Genomic DNA, 23,419 nt, shown 5'->3' on the forward strand with positions numbered 1-23,419 from the left:
CAGACCAATGGGGTTGTCAAGGGTTTTGGCGGGGGTGGGGGCGTGATGGTGCGTCAGGTGGGGTGGTGGGGCGGGACTACGTGCAGTAACCGCGCCGCTTCCTTCGTGGCCGTATCTGCTCGGTCGTGACTGGCGGGCAACTGGGGCGAGGGCGTCGCTCCGGCAAACCTTGTCGGCGTTCAAACCGCCATTGCTCCACGCTCCGGCGAATGGCGTGAACGCGTCGCCCGCGCACATTGATGGCTACGCTACGTAGTAGTGGCGCGTCAGGGGCCTCAGATGGAACCTCAAGTTCCGTTCCCCTGTGGCTCATTAAGGTCGCGTCATTGCTCAATCTTGTGCCGCAATTCACCTTGACTTGGGGAACTTGCCCCGCGTTAACTCACTCCGCCTGCAAACTGTGAAGCTTTCGTGACTCTGGGGTGGGGACTGTGGGGTTGAGGTGGGGGCGTAGCCATGCCCGGGTGCGTGAGAGATCACGCCGCGCAACGGGGGGAGTGTTGGCGGCGGCCGTGCTCCTCTCCTTGCTGCCCGGGGTCGCGTTCGCCGTTCCCGATGGCGAGGCACAAGCCTCGACGTCGGGCTCCGCGCGGACGGAGCAGACGGCTTCGGAACGGGCGGCGGCGACCGGTGAGCCCGTCGAAGTCACCGCGGAGCGCACCGAGTACACGACGACCACGGCCAACCCCGACGGCAGCTTCGTGCTGACCCAGTCCACGGAGCCGCAGCGCGCCCGGGACGGGAGCGGGGCCTGGAAGGACATCGACGTCACGCTGGAGAAGCGTGCGGATGGCACCGTCGGGCCGAAGTCGGCCGTGGTGGATCTCGCCTTCTCGGGTGGTGGTAGCGGCGCGGGGCTGCTGAGCCTCGGAGCGGGTGAGCAGCGGCTCAGGCTCGGCTGGCCGACCTCCCTTCCCGAGCCGTCACTCGACGGCGCCACCGCCACGTACGCGAACGTGCCCGTCAACGGCGTGGACCTGCAACTGACCGCGACGGCCGAGGGCTACCGCGAAGTGCTCGTGGTCAAGTCCGCCGACGCCGCCGCGAGTCCGGCGTTGGAGAAGGTCAGGCTCACCGCGCGCGGCGAAGGCCTGAGCGTGACACCCGGCGAGGGTGGAGGGCTGCGTGCGGTGGACGCCGACGGGAACGCCGTCTTCCGCGGGCCATCCGGTCAGATGTGGGACTCGGCGGGTGATGCCGCGCCCGCGTCTCGCAAGGGGCTGCGGTCGGCCGCCGCGGGAGCGCGGCCGACCGAGAACGGAGCCCCTGAGGACCCGGCGCAGCCCGGAGCGGGCGACGCGACGGCCGACCTGCCCGTGTCCGTCGTGGACGGCGCGGTGTCGGTGACCCCCGACCTTGATCTGCTGCGCGGAAAGAAGACCGTCTACCCGGTCTTCATCGACCCGTCGGTGGGCCTGGGCAAATCCGAGTGGACGAAGCTGTCGTCGGACGGCGACAAGTTCTGGAAGTTCAGCGAGCCCGAGGGGGTGGGGCGCTGCGGCATCGCTGACGACTACTACTGCGACCGGAACGGCTACACCGACCGGATGTACTTCGAGTTCGGCCCGTCGAAGCTGGCAGGCAAGCACGTCCTGGACGCCACTTTCCGGGCGTACGAGACCTGGTCGTACAACTGCTCGCCGCACTGGGTCGACCTGGAGCGCACCGACAACATTTCCGAGGGCACACGGTGGCCAGGGCCGAAGCAGCTGAACCAGATGGGAGACCGTTACGTCTCGGCGGGCCGCGGCACCCTGTGCACGCCTGAACAGCCGAACTCCTGGATCGAGTTCAACGACAACCCCGCCGAGAAGGACGAGAACCTCACCTCGACGGTGCGGGCGCTCGCGGGCGGCAAGATGTCCCGGCTCACGCTGATGCTCCGCGCCAAGGACGAGGGGGAGCCGCGGGCGTGGAAGCGGTTCGACAACAACGCCGAACTCAAGGTCCGGTACGTGCACAAGCCGGGGGTGCCGACGTCGGTCGGGGCGATTCCCGGGACGGGCAACAAGGCGCAGTGCCGGCCCGCGAAGGACCCCTTGACGGTGACGGTGGACACCCCGACAGTCCAGGCTCGCGTTCAGACCAAGGTCGAGCAGCACCAGGGTGATGAAGAAGGCTCTCTGCAGGCCGAGTTCGTGATGCAGCGCTCCAGCACGGATACGACGTCTGGCTCGTGGGCGAACGTGTGGACGGACTACAAGCCCGACAAGGGATGGGTCCCGGACGGCACCACGGAGACGGCGACCACGACCAAGCGCGCCGATGGCGGGCTGTATCGCTTCAGGGCGCGGACCCAGTCGCACTGGGCCTACGGCGGCAAGGACGGCGACCTCTTCTCCCCGTACTCGAAGTGGTGCTATCTGCGGATCGACTCGACGGCACCGAAGGAGCCGACGATCGTGTCGCACATGCCGTTCACGGAGTGCGTGGCCAACGACTGCGTGGCCAATGGACGCCCCGGGACGAACGGCGCCTTCACCTTCAAGCCGAACCGGGCCGACAAGGACGTGAAGCAGTACCGGTGGCGGCTCCTGACGTCGGAGGCGGACGCCACGCAGACGAGGCCCGCTCGGCCCGACGGCACGGCCCCCGTCGCCGTCAGACCGGGACTCGCAGGCACCCAGACGCTCTCGGTGGAGGCCAGTGACCTGCAGAAGGACAAGGAGGGCCGGGTGCGCTGGGGCCCGCCCGCGGAGTTCGTCTTCAAGGTCGGCGCCGCCGAAGGATCCACGGGGCGCTGGCGGTTCGACGACGCCGGCCCGGGGTCGAGCAAGCTGACCGCCGATGACACCGGCCAGGTCGGTGCACGCCACGACGTCATCCTGCGCGAAGAGGCGGCGACCGGCTGGTCGACGATGGGCCGCCGGGGTGCCGGGGACTACTCGCTGCGCCTCAACGACAACCTCAGCGACGAGGACAAGCAGGTCGGATACGCCTCCACCGACGGCGTCCCGGTCAACTCGCAGGACTCCTTCACGGTGTCCGCGTGGACGTACCTGACCGATGCCTCCGCCAACCGCGCGGTCCTGTCCGCCCCGGGCGAGCACGGCTCGGCCTTCACGCTCTACTACTCGTCCGCTGCCAAGAAGTGGGTGTTCAACCGCACCGACCAGGACAAGAACGGTCCTGTCTACATCCGGTCCCTGGCCGACGCGGAGAACCCGCCCCTGAAGGTGTGGACGCATCTCGTCGGCGTCTTCGACACACAGGGCGACGCGGACAAGAGCAACGACACGATCCAGCTCTACGTCAACGGACGCCCGCAGGGGAAGCCGGTGGTCCTCGCGGACGAGGCCGCCACGTACACACCGTGGACGGCCGACCGGAACATGATGGTCGGGCGCTCCAAGGTCGGCGGCGGCTACGGCGAGTACTTCCTGGGGCGCCTCGACGAGATCGCCACATGGCAGCGTCCGCTGGAGCCCGACGAGATCCGCGAGGAGAGCCGTCTGGAACGCAAGGGCGCGCCCACCAACGAACTGGTGGGGCACTGGGACGCCACCATCTCCTCCGGCGGCAAGGTCACGGAGAGCCCGGAGGACCCGGACGATCCGTCCAGCACGGCCTTCCCCTACCGCAGAGGCGCGATGGACCTGTCGGACTCGGGTGCCCGCCTCACGGGCGAGGACGCGACGGCGCTCGTCCTGGACGGCAAGAGCGGGTACGCCTCGGCGGCGGGACCCGTCGTCGATGAGACCGGGTCGTTCACGGTGTCGGCACGGGTGCGGTTGACCAAGTCCGAACTCGCGGGCAAGCAGGTCGGCTACCGAGGGCTCGTGGCCGGGCAGGCCACGCCGGTGGGCAAGGAGTCGTCGTGGGCGCTGTGGGTGGAGAAGACCGGGGACGACACCTATCGGTGGAAGTTCGGGCGGACCGCGGTCAGCGCCACCGGAAAGGTCGCCGGTAGCGCGGTCGTCGAGGCGGAGGACCCGATCGGCCCCGAGGAGTGGGACACCTGGGTCGACGTCACCGGAGTCTTCGACGCGGGTCTCGACTTCACGGACGACGAGGGCGACCAGCGCTTCGGCGTGGCCCGGCTCTACGTCGGGCAGTTCGTCCAGCAGGGCGAGGACGACGCCGGATTCGCACGGCCCCAGCAGGGCGACGGCGCCCTGACAGCGGGGCGCGGGGCGATGAACGGGACGACCGGCCACTACCTGCCGGGGGACCTCGCGAAGCTGCGCGTATGGGCCGGCGCGATGAACCGGGAGCAGGTCCGCGACCAGATCGCGGAGCCCTCGACGTAGGCGCGCTGCGGTTGCGGCTCAGAACCGCCCTTCCTCTGTCCTTTCTCTGCCTTTCGAACGCGTGGGGTCGTCGTTCGGCGACCCCACGCAAGGAGACACGTCATGAAACAGCTCGGCCTCGGGCTGCCCGGAACAAGTAGCTCCGTCAGACGCCGATGGAGTCTGCGGATCGCCGCCGTCACCGGCTTCGCCCTTCTGCCCGGCCTCCTGTCGCCGGTGGCGTTCACGGACACGGCGTCCGCGGCCACCGATCCGCTGGGCCGCCCCAAGCTGGACGCGCCACGCTCGGCGAAGGTGACGCCGTTCACAGCCAGGACGAACGACAAGAACGCCGCCGTCGTGCGGAAGTCCGTCGACGAGGGCCGGAAGGCGGTCGCGCGGGCGCGGGCCGACCAGCGCCGCACCGTGACCTGGCCCAAGAGCGGCACGGCGACCCTGGAAGTAGCCGGGTCCGGAGCCGCGAAGGCGGCTCCCGGAGCGCTGCCGCTCACCCTTTCGGAGCCCAAGGCCGCGAAGGGCGCACCCCTGCGGACCGCCGAGCAGCTCAAGGTCGAGGTCCTGGACCAGAGGGAAGCGAGCAGGCTCGGCGTCAAGGGCGTCGTGCTCACGGCCACCGGGCCCAAGGACGGCGGCAAGGCACGCCTTGGCATCGACTACTCGGCGTTCGCCTCGGCGTACGGCGGTGACTGGGCCGGCCGTCTTCAGGTCCTGAGCCTGCCGGACTGCGCCCTCGACACCCCCGGCAAGGCTGACTGCCGTACCCGAGAACCGGTCGAGTTCACCAACGACCGGCGTGACGAGCGGCTGAACGCGGCGCTGTCCTTCCCCGCCGCCAAGGCCGGTGCGGACGCGGGTCGGACGATGGTCCTCGCTCTGGCCGCCGGTCCCAAGTCGGGCGCCGGCGACTACAAGGCGACCCCGCTCGCGGCCTCCTCGACCTGGGAGGCGGGCGGTTCCTCGGGCTCCTTCACCTGGTCCTACCCGCTGCGGACACCCCCGTCCGCGGCAGGCCCGAAGCCCGACCTGTCGATTTCGTACGACTCCGGCAGCGTGGACGGCCGCACCGCGTCCACGAACAACCAGGGCACGGTCATCGGCGAGGGCTTCGACCTCACCTCCTCCTACATCGAGCGCAAGTACGGCTCCTGCGAGGACGACGGCCACGACAAGAAGTACGACCTGTGCTGGAAGTACGACAACGCGTCGCTCGTCCTCAACGGCAAGGCCACCGAGCTGGTCAAGGACGACAAGAGCGGTCAGTGGCGGCTGAAGAACGACGACGCCTCGACGGTCAAGCACCACACCGGCGCCACCAACGGTGACGACAACGGCGAGTACTGGACCGTCACGACCGGCGACGGCACGACGTACACCTTCGGCCTCAACAAGCTGGAGGGCGCGGGCACGGACGACCGCACCGACTCGGTGTGGACGGTGCCGGTCTTCGGTGACGACGAGGGCGAGTTCGGCTACGAGGACGGCTCCAGCTTCTCCGACCGGGACAGGAAGCAGGCATGGCGCTGGAACCTCGACCTGGTCCAGGACACCCGCGACAACGCCATGACGTACTGGTACGAGGCCGAGCACAACAACTACGACAAGCTCGGTGACGACAACACCGGCACCGACTACACGCGCGGCGGCTACCTCAAGGAGATCCGCTACGGCCAGCGCGCCGACGCGCTGTTCTCCGCCACCCCCGCGGCCTCCCACAAGGTCACTTTCACCTACGCCGAACGCTGCCTGGCCTCCGGCACCGGCTGCGACGAGCTGACCGAGGACAATCGGGACAACTGGCCCGACGTGCCGTTCGACGCGGTCTGCAAGGACGACAAGAAGTGCACGGGCAACGTCGGCCCGGCCTTCTTCACCCGCAAGCGCATGACCGGCATCAACACGTACGCGTGGAACGCCTCTCTGTCCAAGCCCGCCTACTGGGGGATCGACGGCTGGGGGCTCAAGCACCACTACCCCGACCCGGGGGACACCGGAGACAGCTCCGACCAGGCGCTGTGGCTCCAGGAGCTTCAGCACACCGGCAAGCGCGGCGCCGACGACATCGCCCTTGAACCGGTGAAGTTCACGCATGAATTCCACCCCAACCGCGTCGACGGCGACTCCGACAACATCATCTCCCTCGACAAGCCCCGTCTGAAGACGGTCACCTCGGAGACGGGCGCGCAGACGATCGTCTCGTACAAGCCCGCCGAGTGCGTGGCCGGGCAGACCATGCCCAAGCCGGACGAGAACACCCGGCGCTGCTACCCGGTGTACTGGTCCCCCAACGGCGAGCAGACCCCGAAGCTGGACTGGTTCCAGAAGTACCCGGTCCACGCGGTCTCCACGACCGACCCGCGCGGCGGCTCGGAAGCCGTCCAGCACACGTACGAGTATTCCGGTGGCGGTGCCTGGCACTACAACGACGACCCGATGACGCCCGCCAAGGAGCGCACCTGGTCGGTCTGGCGCGGCTACGAGAAGGTCACCCACTACACCGGTGACAAGGACACCGACCGGCTGAAGACGGTCAACGTCTACATGCGCGGCATGAACGGTGACCGCGTCGCGAAGCCGGACGACGAGAAGACGCCCCACCCCGACAGACGCAGGACGGCCGAGACCGAGGGGATCAAGGCCGCCAAGATCACCGACTCCGAGCAGTACGCCGGTTTCGCCCGCGAGACGGTGACGTACGACGGCGACACCGAGGTCTCCGCGACCGTCAACGACCCCTGGTCCAAGCGGACGGCCACGCAGCACAAGTCGTACGCCGACACCGAGGCACACTACGTCCGCACCGGCGCCACCCATGGGCGCACCCGCGTGACCAGCGGTTCCGAGCCCCGCGACCGGGTCCGCTCAACCAAGACCACATACGACGACTACGGCATGGCCGAGACCGTCGAGGACCGGGGTGACGACGACGTCGCGGGCGACGAGACGTGCACCCGCACCTGGTACGCCCGCAACGACAAAAGTGGCCTCAACTCCCTTGTGTCACGCACCCGCACGGTCGCGAAGTCGTGTGGCACCTCGGACGCGGACCTCGACCTGCCCGCCGACTCCAAGAAGCCCGGTGACGTGGTCTCCGACACGGCGACCGTCTACGACGACCCCGCCGCCACGACCTGGTCGGCCTCCCAGACGCCGACCAAGGGACAGGCCACCTGGAGCGGCCGCGCGAAGTCGTACAGCACCGACAACGCCCCTGCCTGGCAGAAGACCGCGACGACGACGTACGACACGCTCGGCCGTCCCTTGGAGGTCAAGGACACCAACGGTCTGGCGACCGCCACCACGACCTACGAGCCCAAGGCGTCGGGTCCGCTCACGTCCAGCAGTGTGACCAACGCCAAGCAGCACAGGACCACCACAGAGCTGGACTTCGGCACCGGCGCTCCCGTGAAGGTCACGGACCCGAACGGCAAGATCACCGAGACGGCGTACGACGCCCTCGGCCGCACCACCCAGGTGTGGCTGCCCAACCGCCTCAGGGTCGACAAGACCCCCAACTACGTCTACGACTACAAGGTCCACAGCAAGGACATGTCCTGGGTGTCCACCAGCACCCTCAAGGGCGACGGCTCCGGCTACAACACCTCGTACGAGTTCTACGACTCCCTGCTGCGCCCGAGGCAGACCCAGACCCCGACCCCTGTCGGCGGACGCCTGATCGGCATCACCCTCTACGACGCGCGCGGGCTGGCCGTCAGCACGCAGGGCGACACCTGGGACGAGAAGGTCGCGCCGGAGGGCAAACCGGCGCAGACCGAGGGCAGCCAGGCTCCGGTGCAGACCGACACCACCTACGACGCGGCGGGCCGTCCCACGAAGGCCGTCACGAAGAACTTCGGCGTGACGCGCTGGTCGACCACCACGGCGTACACCGGTGACACGGTGACCACGACCGCTCCCGAGGGAGGCCAGGCGACCGCCGAGGTCACCGATGCCCGCGGCCAGGTCACACTGCGCCGCGAGTACGGCGGCCCGAAGCCGACCGGCACCGACTTCACGTCCACGCGGTACACGTACACGCCCGGTGGGCAGCAGGAGACGATCACGGGCCCGGACAAGGCCAAGTGGTCCTACGGCTACGACCTGTTCGGTCGGCAGGTCAGTGCCGACGACCCGGACAAGGGCGTCACGACCACCTCGTACGACAGCCTCGACCGGGCCCTGAGCACCACGGACGTCGAGAAGCGGAAGCTGCTGTACGGCTACGACGACCTCGGCCGCAGGACCGGGTTGTGGCAGACCGAGAAGACGGACGCCAACAAGCTCGCCGCCTGGACCTTCGACGGCCTCGCCAAGGGCCAGCAGGACACGGCGGTGCGGTACGAGGGCGGCCCGGCCGGGAAGGCGTACACCCAGAAGGTCACCAACTACACGAGCCTCTACGAGGTCAGGGGCAGCGAACTCACCCTGCCCGAAGACGACCCGCTGGTCGCGGCGGGTGTCCCGAAGAAGCTGTCCTTCACCACCGGATACCGCTTCGACGGCACCGTCAGCCAGTCATCCCAGCCCGCTGTGGCCGGGCTCGAATCCGAGACGGTCGGCTACGAGTACAACGCCACCGGCCAGCAGACCGGACTGGACGGCATCACCGGCTACCTGCACGGAGCCGCCTTCTCCCCACAGGGCGACCTGCGCCAGCTCACGCTCGGCATGAGCGGGATGAGCTCCGAGAAGAAGGCCTACCTCAACTATGACTACGAGGCCGGCACCCGCCGCCTCACCCGCTCCTACGTCACCGACGACGTACACGGCTACATGCCGCAGGAGCTGAAGTTCAAGCAGGACGACGCCGGGAACGTCACGTCGATCTTCGACGCGACGACGCAGGGCGGCACGAAGAAGGCCGACTTCCAGTGCTTCGACTACGACGGCTACGGCCGCCTGACCGAGGCCTGGACCCCGAAGACGGCGGACTGCGCCGCCGCGAAGCGCACGAAGTCCAACATCGACGGAGCGGCTCCGTACTGGACGTCGTACACGTACAACGAGGCGGGCCAGCGCAAGACGGAGACCCAGCACACGACGTCTGCCGACGAGACCACGGCATACGACTACGGCACGCCCGAGGGCCAGCCGCACCCGCTCACCAAGACCACGGGCGCGCGGGCGGCCACGTACGAGTACGACAAGACCGGCAACACGACGAAGCGCCCCGGGCCGAAGGCCCAGCAGTCCCTCACGTGGAACACGGAGGGCAAGCTGGCCAAGACGCTCGAAGCCTCGGCGGAGACGGGCTACTTGTACGACGCGGACGGCGAACTCCTCGTCCGCCGCGCCAAGGGGGACGGCGACACGGTCCTCTACCTCGGCGCCACGGAAGTCCGCCTGACGGCGAAGGGCACGAGGAAGACCCTCTCCGGCACCCGCTACTACACGGCCAACGACCAGACGATCGCGGTCCGCACAGCCACCGACGGCGCCACGGAATCACAGCTGAGCTTCCTCGCGGCCGACCACCACGGCACGTCGAGCGTGGCGCTGGACGCGACGACGTACGCGGTGACGAAGCGGTACACGTCGCCGTTCGGGGCGCCGCGCGGAGAGAAGAGCCCCAACTGGCCGGACGACAAGGGCTTCTTGGGGAAGCCGGTCGACAAGGGGACTGGTCTGACGCATGTCGGTGCGCGCGAGTACGACCCGGTCAGTGGCCAGTTCATCAGCGTCGATCCACTCCTTGAGCATCAAAAGCCCGGCAGCCTCAACGGCTACAGCTACGCGGAGAACAACCCCGTCACAGCATCCGACCCGTCGGGTCTGGGCAGCTCCTTCACGTGCAAGGGCAGTGGCTGTGGTGGCGGAGCGGCCGACTTCGTGGAATCCCACGCCTCACCGGACTTCTCCTCCGGCCAGACGTGGTCCGACAAGTACCCGAACTTCCCCACGAACTCCGGCTACGGCAGCGCGAGGGACTCATATCAGTGCGGGTACGTCGGTTGCGGCGGCCGGGGGCTGACGGGCTATGGGCCGCGTATCGACAGGCTGCACGCGCTCAAGAAGGGTCCGAGTGACAGCGGCAATTGGTTCACCAAAGCCGTTGGCGTCATAGTCGGCGTCATCGCGCCCGACTTCGCCGCGTGGCAGCGCTGCTCGAAGGAACTGAGTGCGGGCTGCGGCGTGCTTCTGCTGGATACCCCGGTGGGCAAGCCCTTCAAGATAGGGAAGGGCGTCCTCAAGCTGGCCAAGAGGGGCGAGAAGGGCGCGGACAAGGCGAAGAAGGGGGGAGTGCCCTCCAACTGCAAGTGCTTCCTGGCCGGAACCGATGTCCTCATGGCGGACGGCAAGACCAAGGACATCGAAGACGTCAGGCTCGGCGACAGAGTCCTTGCCACGGACCCGAAGACCGGCAGAACAGCACCGAAGAAGGTCACGCGCCTCATCGTCACGGAGAGCGACAAGCACTTCAACAAGCTCTCCATCGCGACGGACGACGGCATCGCGACCCTCACGGCGACCCATGAGCACCCCTTCTGGTCACCGTCCGAGCACCGGTGGGTAGAGGCAAAGAACCTCGAACCAGGCATGACGCTCAGGACCAACGACGGCGACACCGTCATCGTGACCCACAACCACGCCTTCTCGAAGCACGCTCGGACGTACAACCTCACTGTCGAGGACATCCACACGTACTATGTGCTGGCGGGTTCGGTGCCAGTGCTGGTTCACAATTCCAATTGTGACGGCATAGGCCGTTCGCTGATCGGTGACGAGAGGTCGGATCACATTCTTGATGGCCACCGGTACCCGGGGGCACCTGGAAAAGATGCCTTCCCGAAGGGCTGGTCCGATGATCAGATCCTTGATGCCGTGGCTGATGTGACGACGAGCCCGAGTAGTCAAAGGAGCTGGTACAAGGGGTCTGCTCGGCACGCTGAGAGAACTCTGCGGACCAGGGCGGGAGACCCCGCTGTGCAGAATGTGGTCGGAACAGTGGGAGGCGTGAGAATTCTGGTGCGCTACGAACCCCTCACCGGGAAGGTGCTCACGGCCTTTCCGAAGTGAAGCGGAAACCTGCGCAGGATGCGAACTGGAATGGAGTGACTGGTGAGGGTATGGGGAATCTTCTAGAGTTCCTGCAGCGGCTGGACAGTGCCGAGTGGCTCGAATTTCCATCCGACTACAACAGGGCAGAAGCTGCCGACGTGTTCGATCGTCTGGCTTCCCGGATCTGTTCTGAATTCTCCAGCCGTTGTGAGGTCGACCAGGAAATCCAAGACTCCGCTCAGTATGGACGTCTTGAGGTGGCTGCGGAATCAACGGTTTGCGGGACAAGGATCGTTGTCCTGGTGAGTAAATTCAAACCCTTAGCCATGATTGCCGCGGATAATCCTGGCGCTTTCCTCGGTACTGAAGATGCGACTGCGGAGGGCGAACTCGACGCCGGCGACCTTGAGAAGGTAGAGCGCGCTCTCGCGGAGCTGGGGTTCGTGGCGGTGCCGGAAGAGCTTCTCGCTAGACGCTACGACGGCGTCGCACGCCTGCGATTCCACGGTTCTGGGCCCCCTAGTTGGTGGGACCGATTCTTCGGCTCCTTCTAAGCGCGTGGAACGTCCCACCCCTTCAGAGTGCTCCGGGGCCTCTGTGTGGAGCGTTCTCGCCGGTGGCTTGAATTGTGCGGCGAGGTGCAGCATTCCTGGCTTTCTGTCCGGTTCGCGCTCCACCTCCTCGCTGGAGAACCGCCTCGCCGAGCGTGCTGCCCGGCCAGCACCCATCGAGAGGTTCGTTTCGTGCAGAGGGTTCTCTGGACCGAACCCATAGGTGAACAGTGGGAAGTTGGGTGTTGAGGTGGCCCCTGCCTGGATATGGTGCTCAGACAGTAGGTCTAGTACGGCAGGACGACAGCAGGCCCAGGACGACAAGGTGGGCGTGAGGACCGGGACCGGGGGTGTGCGCATGCCGACCGCGATAGCCGTCACCAGCCCCGGGCTGGTGCTGCCCTCGCCCGACCGGCACACCCCGACCGCCGCCGTCCTGCAGAGCGCCGTGCAGGCCGCGTGGGTGCACGCGGGCAAGGGGCACGCCGCCAAGTCGGCGGTCGCCAAGGCCTCCGCCGGGAGGGCGAACGCGCAGGCGTCCCAGGCGCAGTCCCTGGACCAGGCGCTCACCGAGATGCACACCCTCATCGAGCACCACGGCTACGTGATCGTGCTCTGCCCGTCCTCCGCCCCGCCCGCCGTACTGCATCGGCTGCACGCCATCCGGTCGGTCCTCGAGAGCGACCGGATCGCCCTCGTGCGCAGTGACCTGCCGCCGCTCGGGCTCTCCGTCCTCGCCCTCCAGCTGCGGCAGTTGTCGATATGCGACTTCAGCCCGGGCGTGCTCGCCTGCGCCGCCCGGCTGCTCAGCCACTACATCTACGCGGGCGCCCTCCTCGGCTCCGTCGCCAAGCTCGACCGCGTGCCGGTGACGCTGCGGTCGCACACCAAGTCATGGGTTCCGGGAGCGCAGTTCGCGGTACTCGCCGCGCCGCGGCCCGAGCTGGTGAAGGTGGGCGGCGACGGGCTCCCGGCCGGGCCCGGGTTCAGTACGAAGCTGCTGTACGCGGCCGGACAGCTCGCCCCCGAGTGGGTCGTGGACACGCTCGCGCCCGCGTGGAACGTCCAGGGCTGCGCCGACGCGGAGCTGCCCGCGGAATCGCCCCGCTGGTGGGCCACCGGCAAGCTCGTCGAGTTCGCCGCCGCCATCCCGGACATCTCCGTGCTCTACCAACTGGTGTCGTCCGTGCGGAGGGAGGACTGCCACTGGTGCGGCCTCGAACTCATCGGTGACCGCTGCGCCTTCTGCGCCGCCCCGATGCCGTCCGCAGCGCCCGATCCGGCCGTGCACGCCCTGCCCCGCGGCGGGACCTAACGCCGAACCCGCCCGCGTACCCACGCGTCCGACACCCACGCACCACCCCGCTCACTGTCCGTAGCCACACGCACTCGCTGCACGAACGAGGTAGGTAGTCCGGTCCATGAACTCACGCCAGCGCCGAGGTGTCATCCTGCTGGTCCTGTCGGTCCTGTGCGCGCTCGGCGCGTTCGCCGGGGTGCTCTCGGTGATCCGCGACGTGAACTCCAAGGTCGGGCCCGAGGTCGAGGCGTACGAGCTGAAGAGGGACATCGCGCCGTACAAGGAACTGGCGCCGGACCAGTTCAAGAAGGTCGAGATGCCCGAGCGGTGGCTGTCCGACAACGCCGTGACCAACCTGCGGGAGATCCGCGGGAAGATCGCCGTCACGCAGCTGCGGAAGGGCTCGCTGCTTCAGACCGACATGATCGTGAAGCGGCCCCAACTGGAGCCGGGACAGCAGGAGATCGCGATCATGATCGACGCTGCCACGGGCGTGGCGGGCAAGATCACACCCGGTTCCACCGTCAACATCTACGCCACCTTCAAGGCCGAGACCGACCGCGGCAAGGACCAGTCGAAGGTCATCGTGGAGGGCGCCAAGGTCATCGACGTCGGGAAGCTGACCGCCCTCGACAGCGACCGTGACGACCGCAGCCGCCGCCGCGACGACGAAGCCGTGCCCATCACGTTCGCCCTCGACACACGGGACGCCCAACGCGTCGCGTACGCCGAGTCGTTCGCCTCCCATGTGCGGCTCGCCCTGGTCGGGCAGGGGGGCGAGGCCGATGTGCCGCGCGGGGACCGTACGTACACCCTGGACGAGGACAAGTAAGGGGAGCAGGCCTATGTACGTGCCCTCTCGTCGCACCCGCCGGGTCAGGACCCGGGGAGGCCGCGCGTGACCACCCGCATCCTGCCCGCCGTCGGTGACGTGGACGCCGCCCGCGCCCTCACCGGCCTCGCCGCGCAGCTCCCCGACGCCGAACCCGCCGCGCCCGTCACCGACTCCACGGCGCTCCTCGACACCCTGGCCCGGCTCGCCGCGGCCTCCCTCGACGAGCTGCCCGAGGTCGTCCTCGTCCACGAACGCATCGCGCCCGTGCCCGCGCTCGACCTGATCCGCGACCTGGTCCTGCGCTTCCCGGCGGTGGGCGTCGTGCTGGTCACGGCCGACACCAGCCCGGCGCTGCTCACCGCCGCGATGGACAGCGGTGCCCGGGGCATCGTCACGTTCCCGCTCGCCTACGACGCCCTCGCCGAGCGGGTGCAGGCAGCCGCGGCCTGGTCGAGCGGGATGCGGCGGCATCTGGGCAGCACCGCCGTGGAGTTGTACGGCGGCGGCCCGGGCGCGGCCGTCCCCGGCGGCGGCCAGGTAGTGGCCGTCACCGGCGCGAAGGGCGGCGTCGGCACCACCCTCGCCGCCGTCCAGCTCGCCCTCGCCGCGCAGGCCTCCGGCCGCAGCACCGCGCTGCTCGACCTGGACCTCCAGTCCGGCGACGTCGCCTCGTACCTCGACGTGCAGTTCCGCCGCTCCGTCGCCGACCTCGCCGCCATCAGCGACATCTCGCCGCGCGTGGTCCAGGACGCGGTGTACGCCCACGAGTCCGGCGTCGGCCTGCTCCTCGCCCCGGCCGACGGCGAGCGCGGCGAGGAGATCACCGACCGGGTCGCCCGGCAGACGGTCAACGCGCTGCGCGGGCGGTACGACGTCGTGGTCGTCGACTGCGGTACGTACGTCACGACCGCCACCGCCACCGCCGTGGAGATGGCCGACCAGGCCGTCCTCCTGGTGACCCCCGACGTGGTCGCCGTGCGCGCCGCCAAGCGCATGGTGCGGCTCTGGGACCGGCTCCAGATCCGCAAGGCCGAGGAGACGGTCACGGTCGTCAACCGCGCCGCCCGCGGTGCGGAGATCCAGCCGTCCCTCGTCTCCCGCGTCACCGGCACCCGCGCCGCCCGCGCCACCGTCCCCGACGCCCCCAAGGAACTCCAGGCCCCCGTCGACGCCGGCCGCCTCCAGGACCTCGACAGCAAGTCGACGGTCAAGCAGGCACTGTGGGGGCTCGCGGGCGAACTCGGCCTGGTGGAGCCGGAGTCCGCTGGACACGGGCGCAAGGGCGGGCGCGGGACGCGGCGGCTCGGGAAGTCGGAGCGGGGGCGGGGGGACGGGGCCGGGAGCGGTGCCGGGGGCGGGGGTGGGGGTGGCGGCGGCGTCGGCAAGGACGGGCTGCGGTCCGACCGGGGTGCCGTCACGCTCGAATTCGCCGGGATGTTCCCGCTCCTGCTCACCGTGATCGGGCTGCTCTGGCAGTGCGCCCTGTACGGCTACTCGTACTCGCTCGCCGGGAACGCCGCCGACGAGGCGGCCCGGGCCGCGACGGCCGCGGCGGCGGTGCACGGTGACGCCGAGGGCGCCTGCCAGGCCGCGGGCAAGAAGCACCTGCCCGGCGCCTGGCAGGACGCCGACATCGGCTGCGCGCCGGAGGGCGACGTGTGGAAGGCCCACGTGGACGTGGAGGTCCCGCTGTTCTTCCCGGGCGTCGACGCCGGGTGGACCGTGAACGCGGAGGCGGGGGCGGCTCGCGAGGGGGACTCGCCGTGAGGCGCGGGGTGCGGTGGCCGGGGGCGGTCCTCGGCGTGCGCCGGGCCCGGGTCGCCCGCCGCCGGAACCGCCCCCGCCGCCCCTACGACGACGCGGGCGTCTCCATCCTCGAATTCGCCGGCTTCCTCCCCATCCTCCTCGTCGTCGGCCTCGCCGCGATCCAGCTCGGCCTGGTCGGCTACGCCGCGAACCAGGCGGGTTCCGGCGCGCGGGCCGCTGCCCGGGTGGCCTCGCAGGGGGAGGGCGGCGGGCAGGCGGCCGGGTACGCCGCCATGCACGACGGACTCGGCGCCGAGGTGAACGTCGAGGAGGGCGGCGACACGTCGACGGCGACCGTCACCGTCGAGGTCCCCACGCTCCTCCCCTTCGTGGACACCGACTGGACCGTCGAGAAGTCCGTGACGATGCCCAACGACGACCCCGAGGCCGGAGGCTGACCCGGATGAGCCTGAGAGCCCGTATCGCCTCGCCCGCCGACGCGGTCACGCCCGACCGCGACGAGGGCCTCGTGGCGACGTACCGCGCGAAGCTCCTCGAAGAGATAGACCTGGCCGAGATGTCGTCGCTCGCGGCGGCCGACCGGCGGCTGCGCCTGGAGCGCGTGCTCAACCACATCATCAGCCGCGAGGGCCCGGTCCTCTCCTCCTCCGAACGCGCCCACCTGGTCCGCCGCGTCGTCGACGAGGCCCTGGGCCTCGGCGTGCTCGAACCGCTCCTCGCGGACGCCTCCATCACGGAGATCATGGTCAACGGCCCCGACTCGATCTTCGTGGAGCGCGCGGGCCGCGTCGAACAGCTCCCGCTGCGCTTCGCGTCGAACGACCAGCTCATGCAGACCATCGAACGCATCGTGTCGACCGTCAACCGCCGCGTCGACGAGTCGAACCCGATGGTCGACGCCCGCCTGCCCACCGGCGAACGCGTCAACGTCATCATCCCGCCACTGGCCCTGACCGGCGCGACCCTCACCATCCGCCGCTTCCCGCGCGCGTACACGCTCCCCGAACTCATCGGCCTCGGCTCGCTCGACGAGCAGATGCTGATGCTGCTCGCCGCGTTCGTACGGGCCCGCTTCAACATCATCGTCAGCGGTGGCACGGGCTCCGGCAAGACGACTCTCCTGAACGCCCTCTCCGGCCTGCTGCCCGCCCACGAACGCATCATCACCATCGAGGACTCCGCGGAGCTCCAGCTCCAGCAGGACCACGTCATCCGCCTGGAGTCGAGGCCCCCCAACGTCGAGGGCAAGGGCCAGATCACCATCCGCGACCTCGTACGCAACTCCCTGCGCATGCGCCCCGACCGCATCATCGTCGGCGAGGTCCGCGGCGGCGAGACCCTGGACATGCTCCAGGCGATGTCCACGGGCCACGACGGCTCCCTGGCGACCGTCCACGCGAACACCGCGGAGGACGCCCTGATGCGGCTGCAGACCCTCGGCTCCATGTCCGAGGTGCAGATCCCCTTCGAGGCGCTGAAGGACCAGATCAACTCGGCCGTCGACGTCGTCGTCCAGCTCGCCCGGCACGCCGACGGCTCCCGCAAGGTCGCCGAGATCGTCCTCCTCGTCTCGCACGGCCGCGAGCACTTCCGCATCGCCCCCGTCACCCGCTTCGTGGCCCACCCGGTCGGCCCGGACCGCATCGTCCACGGCTACTTCGAGCATCTGCCGCTGCCGCGTCCCGTGGCGGAGAAGCTGTACGTGGCGGGCGAGCCGGTGCCGCCCGCGTACGGCGTGGCCGAGGCCATCGACGTACTGAACACCCGGGAGGCGATCGGCTGATGGACACGAACACGAGAGAAGCGATCGGCTGATGAACAACCCCACGCTGCTGGCCCTCGGCGCCACGCTCCTCACCGGCACGCTCGCCGTCGCCGGACTCCAGACGTACGCGTCCGGGCGCGCCCAGCGCCAGGCCCTGGAGGACCGTCTGGCGGGCGAGGGCTCGCGTCCTGCCCTGGAGGGCGGCGGCCGCGTCCGCCGCTTCACGGCCGTGGACCGCCGCCTGCGGCGCACCCGCGTCGGCCGCGAACTCCAACTCCGCCTGTCCGCCACGGGCCTGGACCTGACCCCCGGCGAGTTCTTCACGTACGTCATGGCGGTCGTCGCCGCCCTCTGGCTGATAGCGGCCGCGTCCCTGGCCCCCTTCTTCGGCCCCATCGCCGGGATCGTGGCCGTCTGGAGCGCGGTCATCTTCCTCAACTGGCAACGCCAGAAACGCATCGAGGCCTTCATCAACCAGCTCCCCGACGTGGCCCGCATCCTCGCCAACGCGACGGCGGCGGGCCTGGCCCTGCGCACGTCCCTGGCGATGGCCGCGGAGGAGCTTGAGGCCCCCGCGGGCGAGGAACTCTCCCACGTGGCGCACCAGCTCACCCTCGGCCGCTCGATCGACGACACCCTGGAGGAACTGGCCCAACGCCTCCCCTCCCGCGAACTGATAGTCCTCGTCACCACCCTGGTCCTCTCCAACAAGGCGGGCGGGTCAGTGGTGAACTCGTTGCGGAATCTGACCCAGACCCTGGAGGACCGCAAGGAGACCCGGCGCGAGGTCCGCACGATGCTCTCGGAGGTCCACGCGACGGCGTTCACGGTCCCACTCCTGGGCCTGGGATCGTTGTTGCTGATCAACTCGTCGAACGAGGGCGCCCTTGAGCGCGTGACCGGCTCCCCCCTCGGCCAGACCCTGATCCTGATCTCCCTCGGCCTCTACGCCGTCGGCTTCTTCGTGATCAGGCGCCTCGGAAAGATCGAGGTGTGAGGGTGGACGCCACACGCGTACGAGGGGAGCTGGGGCCCCGATGACCGCACTGCTCCTCGCCGCCCTCATGGGCCTGGCCGTGGCCGGCGCCGCCCAGGGCATCCGCATGTACCGCGCGGAGGCCAAACTCCCGGCCGACCTCGCCGTCGCCCTGGAGGTGGGCGCGTCCCGCGTCTCGGTGGCAGGCGGCGCGGTCGACCGCCTGGGCATGCGTTTCGCGCCACTCGTCCTCCGCCTCATGGGCCCGAAGCGCGTCACCGCCAAACGCCGCCGCATCGACATGGCGGGCAACCCCGGCGGCCTCACGATCGACCGCTATGCGGCGCGGAGGGCGGTGTATGGGGTGTTCGGGGCGGTGCTCGGCCTTGTGTTCCTCACCAACGGCCAGCCCCTCTTCGCGGCCCTGACCTTCGTCTTCGGCGCGGTGGCCGCGGACGCCCTGATCTGGCAGGCCGTACGCGAACGCCGCGAGGTCATCGACCGCACGCTCCCCGACTTCCTGGACGTCCTCGCGGTGGTCGTCTCCGCGGGCCTCGGCTTCCGCCAGGCCCTGGACCGCGTAGCCGAGAAATACGAGGGCCCCTGGGCGGACGAACTCCGCATCACCCTCCGCCAGATGGACATGGGCGTGAGCCGCCGCCAGGCCTTCGACGAACTACGCAAACGCAACTCCTCCGAACAGGTCGCCCAGTTCGTCTCCGCCCTCCAACAGGGCGAGGAACTCGGCTCCCCCATCGCCGAAACCCTCATCCAACTAGCCACCGACATGCGCCGCACCGACGCTCAGAACTCCCGCCGCCGCGCCGCGAAGACGATCCCGAAGGCGACGATGGTGACGCTCGTCTTCATGCTTCCGGCGACGATGATCCTGATCGCGGCGGGAATGTTTCTGGGGTCGGGGTCGGACTTCGGGTCGATTTTGGGACGGTGAGAGTGGTCAATGTCTTCCCTGAAGCAACGCGTGAAGGGCGTGGCGGAGAAGTGTGCGCGCCGCCTCACCGCACATCGGCGAATACGCCAACCTGCTGTGTGCGGGGGCGCAAGCCGGTTGCGCGGACGGCCTCTTGGGGCAGTTGTTGTGTCGTACGGTGCGCGCGAGCATGTGCGCGTGATCGGCCAGTTCGGCCGGTTCGGTCAAGTTGTCGGTATCGGGTGGGAAAGAAGGGTCGTCCGTCATGCTGAAGGATCGCGTGCTGGGAGCGTGGATGACGTGGACGCTGACGGTGGCTTCCCGGGTTCGGGGGATGCGGGGGAGCGAGCGGGATCGGGGGGCGGGGTTCGTGGAATACGCGGGGTTGATGATTCTGATCGCCGGGATCTTCGTCCTCATCGACGGCCTCGGCCTGGACGGACAGATCTCCGGAGCCATTCAGGACGCCGTGTCCGACGTCATCGGCGGCTGAGGCGGGCCCGACTCCGCAGTGACGCGGGCTCGACTCTGCCCCTCTACATCTGGCTGACGGGAGTCATCCTTTTCGTCGCACTCGCGTTCTTCGCCTTCGCCCAGGCCGCTTCGGCGCGCAATGGAGCCCAATCCGCAGCGGACGCGGCGGCGTTGGCGGCCGCGCAGGACACCCGCGACGAACTGGTCGAGGGACTGGGCGAGGCGATTGCCGCGGGGGAAGAGGACGAATGGCTGGACTGGCTCGGGGGCGACATGGCCGCCGGTGAGGGTGCGCAGGGAGCGGCGGACGCCCTGGCTGCGGAAAACGACGCGTACGTGAGCGATTTCGGAGGGACCGAGGTCGAGGGCTACCCGGGCTACGACGTGGAGGTGACCACCAACTACACCGTCGGGGACTCGATCATTCCGGGGACGGAGAGCCAGAACGCGAAGGCCGACGCGACCGCCGTAATCAAGCCCCGTTGCGATGTGGCCGAGTCAGCCGATCCGGAGAAGGCTGTGGAGTTCGTCTGCGACGGTGATGATGTCCCCATCGAGATCGACCCGGACGACTTCGACCCGGACGACCTCCCGGACGCCTCGACGCTCTTCTCCGTACATCTGGCCAACTGACAAGCGAGCAGAGAGAAAAGGAAGCCGTAGCGATGAAACTTCGGCGCACCATGAAGACCCGCAGGGCAATGACCGCGGTGGCGATCACGACTGGGCTGGTCCTCGCGGTGGCCGGCTGCGGCGGAGGTGACGGCGGGGACGACGACTCGAAGAACCCGTCGTCCGAGGCCCCCAAGAACGACCAGAACGGTGACGAGACACCGAAGGAGGAGCAGCCGCAGTCCTCCGACGAGGTGCTGGCCGAGGTCAAGGGCGAGGAGAGCATCACGCTGACGGTCAAGTCGGCGGTGCGGGACGAGGGCGGCTTCGTCACGGTCTCCGGCACCGTCACGAACAACGGCAGCCGCTTCTTCGCGGCGGCCAACTGGCGTGGCGAGGAGCGCGAGCTGAACAAGAACGGCTCGTCCGTGGCCGGCGCGAACCTCGTCGACGGCAAGGGCAAGAAGCGGTATCTCGTGCTGCGTGACACCTCGGGCCGCTGCCTGTGCACGAAGTTCACCGGCGGCGTCAAGCCCGGGCAGACCAGCGACTGGTACGCACAGTTCCCCGCCCCGCCGGAGGGGACCAGCGACATGACCTTCCAGGTCGGCGCGATGCCCCCCGCCCCCATCGAAATCTCCGAGGGCGAGTAGCCATGACCCGCTCCCGATCCCTGGCCACCGCCACCACCCTCACCGCCTTCCTCCTCCTAGCCCCCGCCCCCGCCGCCTGGGCCGACGACGAGGACCCCAGCGCGCCCCCCGGCAGCTCCAGCACCTCGCCACCCCCCAAGGTCGACTCGAACAGCCCCGGCCTGAAGCTCGCCGACGGCGCCACCCTCGCCCCCGCCAAAGTCCTCGACATCAAGTCCGTCGTGGAGGACATGGGCGGGGAGGAGCGCCGCGAGGACACCAACACGGACGTGAAGTTCGCGCTTCAGGCGGAGGTGCTCTTCCCGAAGGACAGCCCCAAGCTGAACCCGGAAGCGGCGGCGCGCATCAAGGCGATCGCCGAGGAAGCCAAGGCTCAGAAGGCCACGGACGTCCGCGTCTTCGGGTTCACGGACAACCTCGGCTCCTACGGCCACGGCAAGAAGCTCTCCAAGGACCGCGCCGAGGCGGTCCACGACGAGCTGGCGACCCACCTGGGCCCGGAGGTCACGTACGCCGTGCGCGGCTACAGCGAGGACTATCCGATCGCGGACAACGGGTCGGAGGAGGGGCGCAAGAAGAACCGGCGGGTGGAGGTGTCGTTCCCGCGGGGCGCCGCGAGCGGTCCCTCGGCGGAGGGCGGCAGCTGATGCAGGGACCCCCGGTCGGAGCTTCCACCCTCTCGGGTGGCGGGCATTCGTCGGGCGTCTCGCCGTACACGGCGCAACCTGGCCAGCTCCTCCGGGGGCACCCGCGGAGCATGGAGCCCGTGCCTCCCGGACGGGCGCTCAGCGCCTCGTCTCGTACCTGGTCAGGATCACGCCCCCGGGAAGCGTCCGCGTCTCCACCAGGTTCAGGTTCACCCAGCTGTCCAGCGCGGTGAAGAACGGCGTGCCGCCGCCCACCAGGACCGGCGCGGTGGCCAGCACGTACTCGTCGATCAGCCCGGCCCGCATGGCCGCCCCGGCGAGCGTCGCGCCGCCGATGTCCATCGGGCCGCCGTCCTCGGCCTTGAGCCGGGTGATCTCGGCGACCGCGTCACCGGTGACCAGGCGGGTGTTCCAGTCGACCTTGTCGACCGTCGAGGAGAACACCACCTTCGACATGTCCCGCCAGCGGCGCGCGAACTCGATCTCCGCCGGGGTGGCGCCCGGCTGCTGGTCGCCGGTCGGCCAGTAGGAGCTCATCGTCTGCCACAGCTTGCGCCCGTACAGCGTCAGTTCGGTCGCCTGCAACTGGTCCGACCAGAACTGGAACATCTCGTCGCTCGGCACGCCCCAGCCGATGTCGTCGCCGGGCGCGGCGATGTAGCCGTCCAGGGACAGGTTCATGCCGTAGCTCAATCTCCGCATGGCGCCAGCTTTCCGTGAGTCAGTCCCACGCGTACAGACCGACGCGGCGCGGGAAGCTCATCGGTGCGCGATCTGAGCTCGCATGCATTCCTCGCGCTCGGTGCCTCAGCCGCGGACTCATCGCTCCGCCGAGGAAATGGCATCGATCCAGGCCGATGGCTTCCGCGTCGTAGGGAGCCTCTTCTTCCTCGGACGTGTGCGCCGTGATGCCGCGCCATGCGGTGGCGGAATCAAGCCCCTTCTCTCCCAGCCGCGTTGCGTCTGCAATGTGGTGTGGGAGAGTATGTTCGATGCGCTACGTGGCGTGAGTGTCGGGTGGGCGTGGAGTGACGTTGCTGGGCTGGTCAACTGCTTGTTGGTCGGTGAGGGTTCGAGTGGGGGCGGCTTGTGAAGTTCGATGTGGGTGGGATGGACGAGGCGTTCGGTACGGGTGTGCAGGAGCAGTCGGACAACGCGCACAAGAACATGGGTGCGGCGAACTTCCAGGCGGCGCGCTTCTCCGGCTGACCGGCACGGTTCGGCAGCGCCGTTGTTCAGCGGGGCCCGGTGCTGGCCTTGCCCATTAACGTGCAACGTCACTTCGGCACGCTTCAACACGGGGAGTTCTTCGTCATGGCTGGGAATCAGGATCGGCGTTCGTACGACACGGGTGCGTCTGCGGATGTGCAGGGGGGTTTGCACATCATTATCGGGCAGTTGGAGCGGGTGCTCGGTGATCGTGACCGGGCGGTGAAGGCGGCGATGGCCGACTATCAGGCCGATGGTGTGTCGGATGAGTACCACGGCAAGGAAGTGCGCTGGAACAGGGCGGCGAACGAGGTGCGGGAGATCATCCGGCTGGTGCGGTCGACGTTGGAGGAGAACGACGGGACGGCGCAGACCACGTTGTCGCGGGCTCGGGCAGCGGTCAACAACATCGGCTGAACGCCCGGCCGCGGAGGGCGTGGGTGCGTTTACGGG

16 protein-coding genes are annotated in these 23,419 nt (G+C 69.0%); 15 read left to right on the forward strand and 1 reads right to left on the reverse strand.

Going from position 1 to position 23,419, the window contains the following annotated elements; all coding sequences use genetic code 11:
- The first annotated feature begins 1,547 nt into the window (after positions 1-1,547).
- From ACZ6AA_RS03085 to ACZ6AA_RS03150, 14 genes are all read left to right on the forward strand, one after another.
- Complete coding sequence (locus ACZ6AA_RS03085) at positions 1,548-4,250, forward strand: LamG-like jellyroll fold domain-containing protein (RefSeq protein ID WP_471456607.1); 2,703 nt, start codon at positions 1,548-1,550, stop codon at positions 4,248-4,250.
- A gap of 102 nt (positions 4,251-4,352) precedes the next feature.
- Complete coding sequence (locus tag ACZ6AA_RS03090) at positions 4,353-11,264, forward strand: polymorphic toxin-type HINT domain-containing protein (RefSeq protein ID WP_471455962.1); 6,912 nt, start codon at positions 4,353-4,355, stop codon at positions 11,262-11,264.
- A gap of 50 nt (positions 11,265-11,314) precedes the next feature.
- On the forward strand, positions 11,315-11,800 hold the full coding sequence (locus ACZ6AA_RS03095; protein WP_471455964.1) for a hypothetical protein: 486 nt from the start codon (positions 11,315-11,317) through the stop codon (positions 11,798-11,800).
- 355 nt (positions 11,801-12,155) lie between these two features.
- Entirely contained in the window at positions 12,156-13,112 is a 957-nt protein-coding gene (locus ACZ6AA_RS03100; protein WP_471455966.1) for a hypothetical protein, read from the forward strand.
- A gap of 106 nt (positions 13,113-13,218) precedes the next feature.
- Positions 13,219-13,929, forward strand: a complete 711-nt coding sequence (gene cpaB / locus ACZ6AA_RS03105) for a Flp pilus assembly protein CpaB (RefSeq protein ID WP_468451276.1) — start codon at positions 13,219-13,221, stop codon at positions 13,927-13,929.
- 66 nt (positions 13,930-13,995) lie between these two features.
- Positions 13,996-15,699: an AAA family ATPase gene (locus ACZ6AA_RS03110; protein WP_471455968.1), complete on the forward strand. Its 1,704-nt coding sequence runs from the start codon at positions 13,996-13,998 to the stop codon at positions 15,697-15,699.
- Positions 15,696-16,136, forward strand: a complete 441-nt coding sequence (locus ACZ6AA_RS03115; RefSeq protein ID WP_468451280.1) for a TadE family protein — start codon at positions 15,696-15,698, stop codon at positions 16,134-16,136. The genes ACZ6AA_RS03110 and ACZ6AA_RS03115 overlap by 4 nt, the downstream gene beginning before the upstream one ends.
- Positions 16,137-16,141: 5 nt before the next feature.
- On the forward strand, positions 16,142-17,482 hold the full coding sequence (locus tag ACZ6AA_RS03120) for a CpaF family protein (RefSeq protein ID WP_468451282.1): 1,341 nt from the start codon (positions 16,142-16,144) through the stop codon (positions 17,480-17,482).
- A gap of 31 nt (positions 17,483-17,513) precedes the next feature.
- Positions 17,514-18,461 (forward strand): type II secretion system F family protein, encoded by a 948-nt coding sequence (locus ACZ6AA_RS03125; RefSeq protein WP_468451284.1) that lies wholly within the window; start codon positions 17,514-17,516, stop codon positions 18,459-18,461.
- A gap of 40 nt (positions 18,462-18,501) precedes the next feature.
- Positions 18,502-19,392, forward strand: a complete 891-nt coding sequence (locus ACZ6AA_RS03130; RefSeq protein WP_468451286.1) for a DUF5936 domain-containing protein — start codon at positions 18,502-18,504, stop codon at positions 19,390-19,392.
- Positions 19,393-19,666: 274 nt separating this feature from the next.
- Positions 19,667-19,864, forward strand: a complete 198-nt coding sequence (locus ACZ6AA_RS03135) for a hypothetical protein (protein ID WP_380845098.1) — start codon at positions 19,667-19,669, stop codon at positions 19,862-19,864.
- 35 nt (positions 19,865-19,899) lie between these two features.
- Positions 19,900-20,478: a pilus assembly protein TadG-related protein gene (locus tag ACZ6AA_RS03140; RefSeq protein ID WP_468451730.1), complete on the forward strand. Its 579-nt coding sequence runs from the start codon at positions 19,900-19,902 to the stop codon at positions 20,476-20,478.
- A gap of 32 nt (positions 20,479-20,510) precedes the next feature.
- Positions 20,511-21,110, forward strand: coding sequence for a hypothetical protein (locus ACZ6AA_RS03145; protein WP_468451288.1), 600 nt, complete (start codon positions 20,511-20,513; stop codon positions 21,108-21,110).
- 2 nt (positions 21,111-21,112) lie between these two features.
- Positions 21,113-21,757, forward strand: coding sequence for an OmpA family protein (locus ACZ6AA_RS03150; protein ID WP_468451290.1), 645 nt, complete (start codon positions 21,113-21,115; stop codon positions 21,755-21,757).
- Positions 21,758-21,895: 138 nt separating this feature from the next.
- Here ACZ6AA_RS03150 and ACZ6AA_RS03155 read toward each other — a convergent pair whose 3' ends face one another.
- On the reverse strand, positions 21,896-22,459 hold the full coding sequence (locus tag ACZ6AA_RS03155; RefSeq protein WP_471455972.1) for a dihydrofolate reductase family protein: 564 nt from the start codon (positions 22,457-22,459) through the stop codon (positions 21,896-21,898).
- A 612-nt stretch (positions 22,460-23,071) separates the two neighbouring features.
- On the opposite strand from ACZ6AA_RS03155, the gene ACZ6AA_RS03160 reads away from it, so the two are divergent.
- A complete protein-coding gene (locus ACZ6AA_RS03160) occupies positions 23,072-23,383 on the forward strand; it encodes a pore-forming ESAT-6 family protein (protein WP_471456609.1) in 312 nt (103 codons plus the stop codon).
- Positions 23,384-23,419: the final 36 nt, after the last annotated feature.

The organism is Streptomyces sp. NPDC040610, assembly GCF_055594065.1.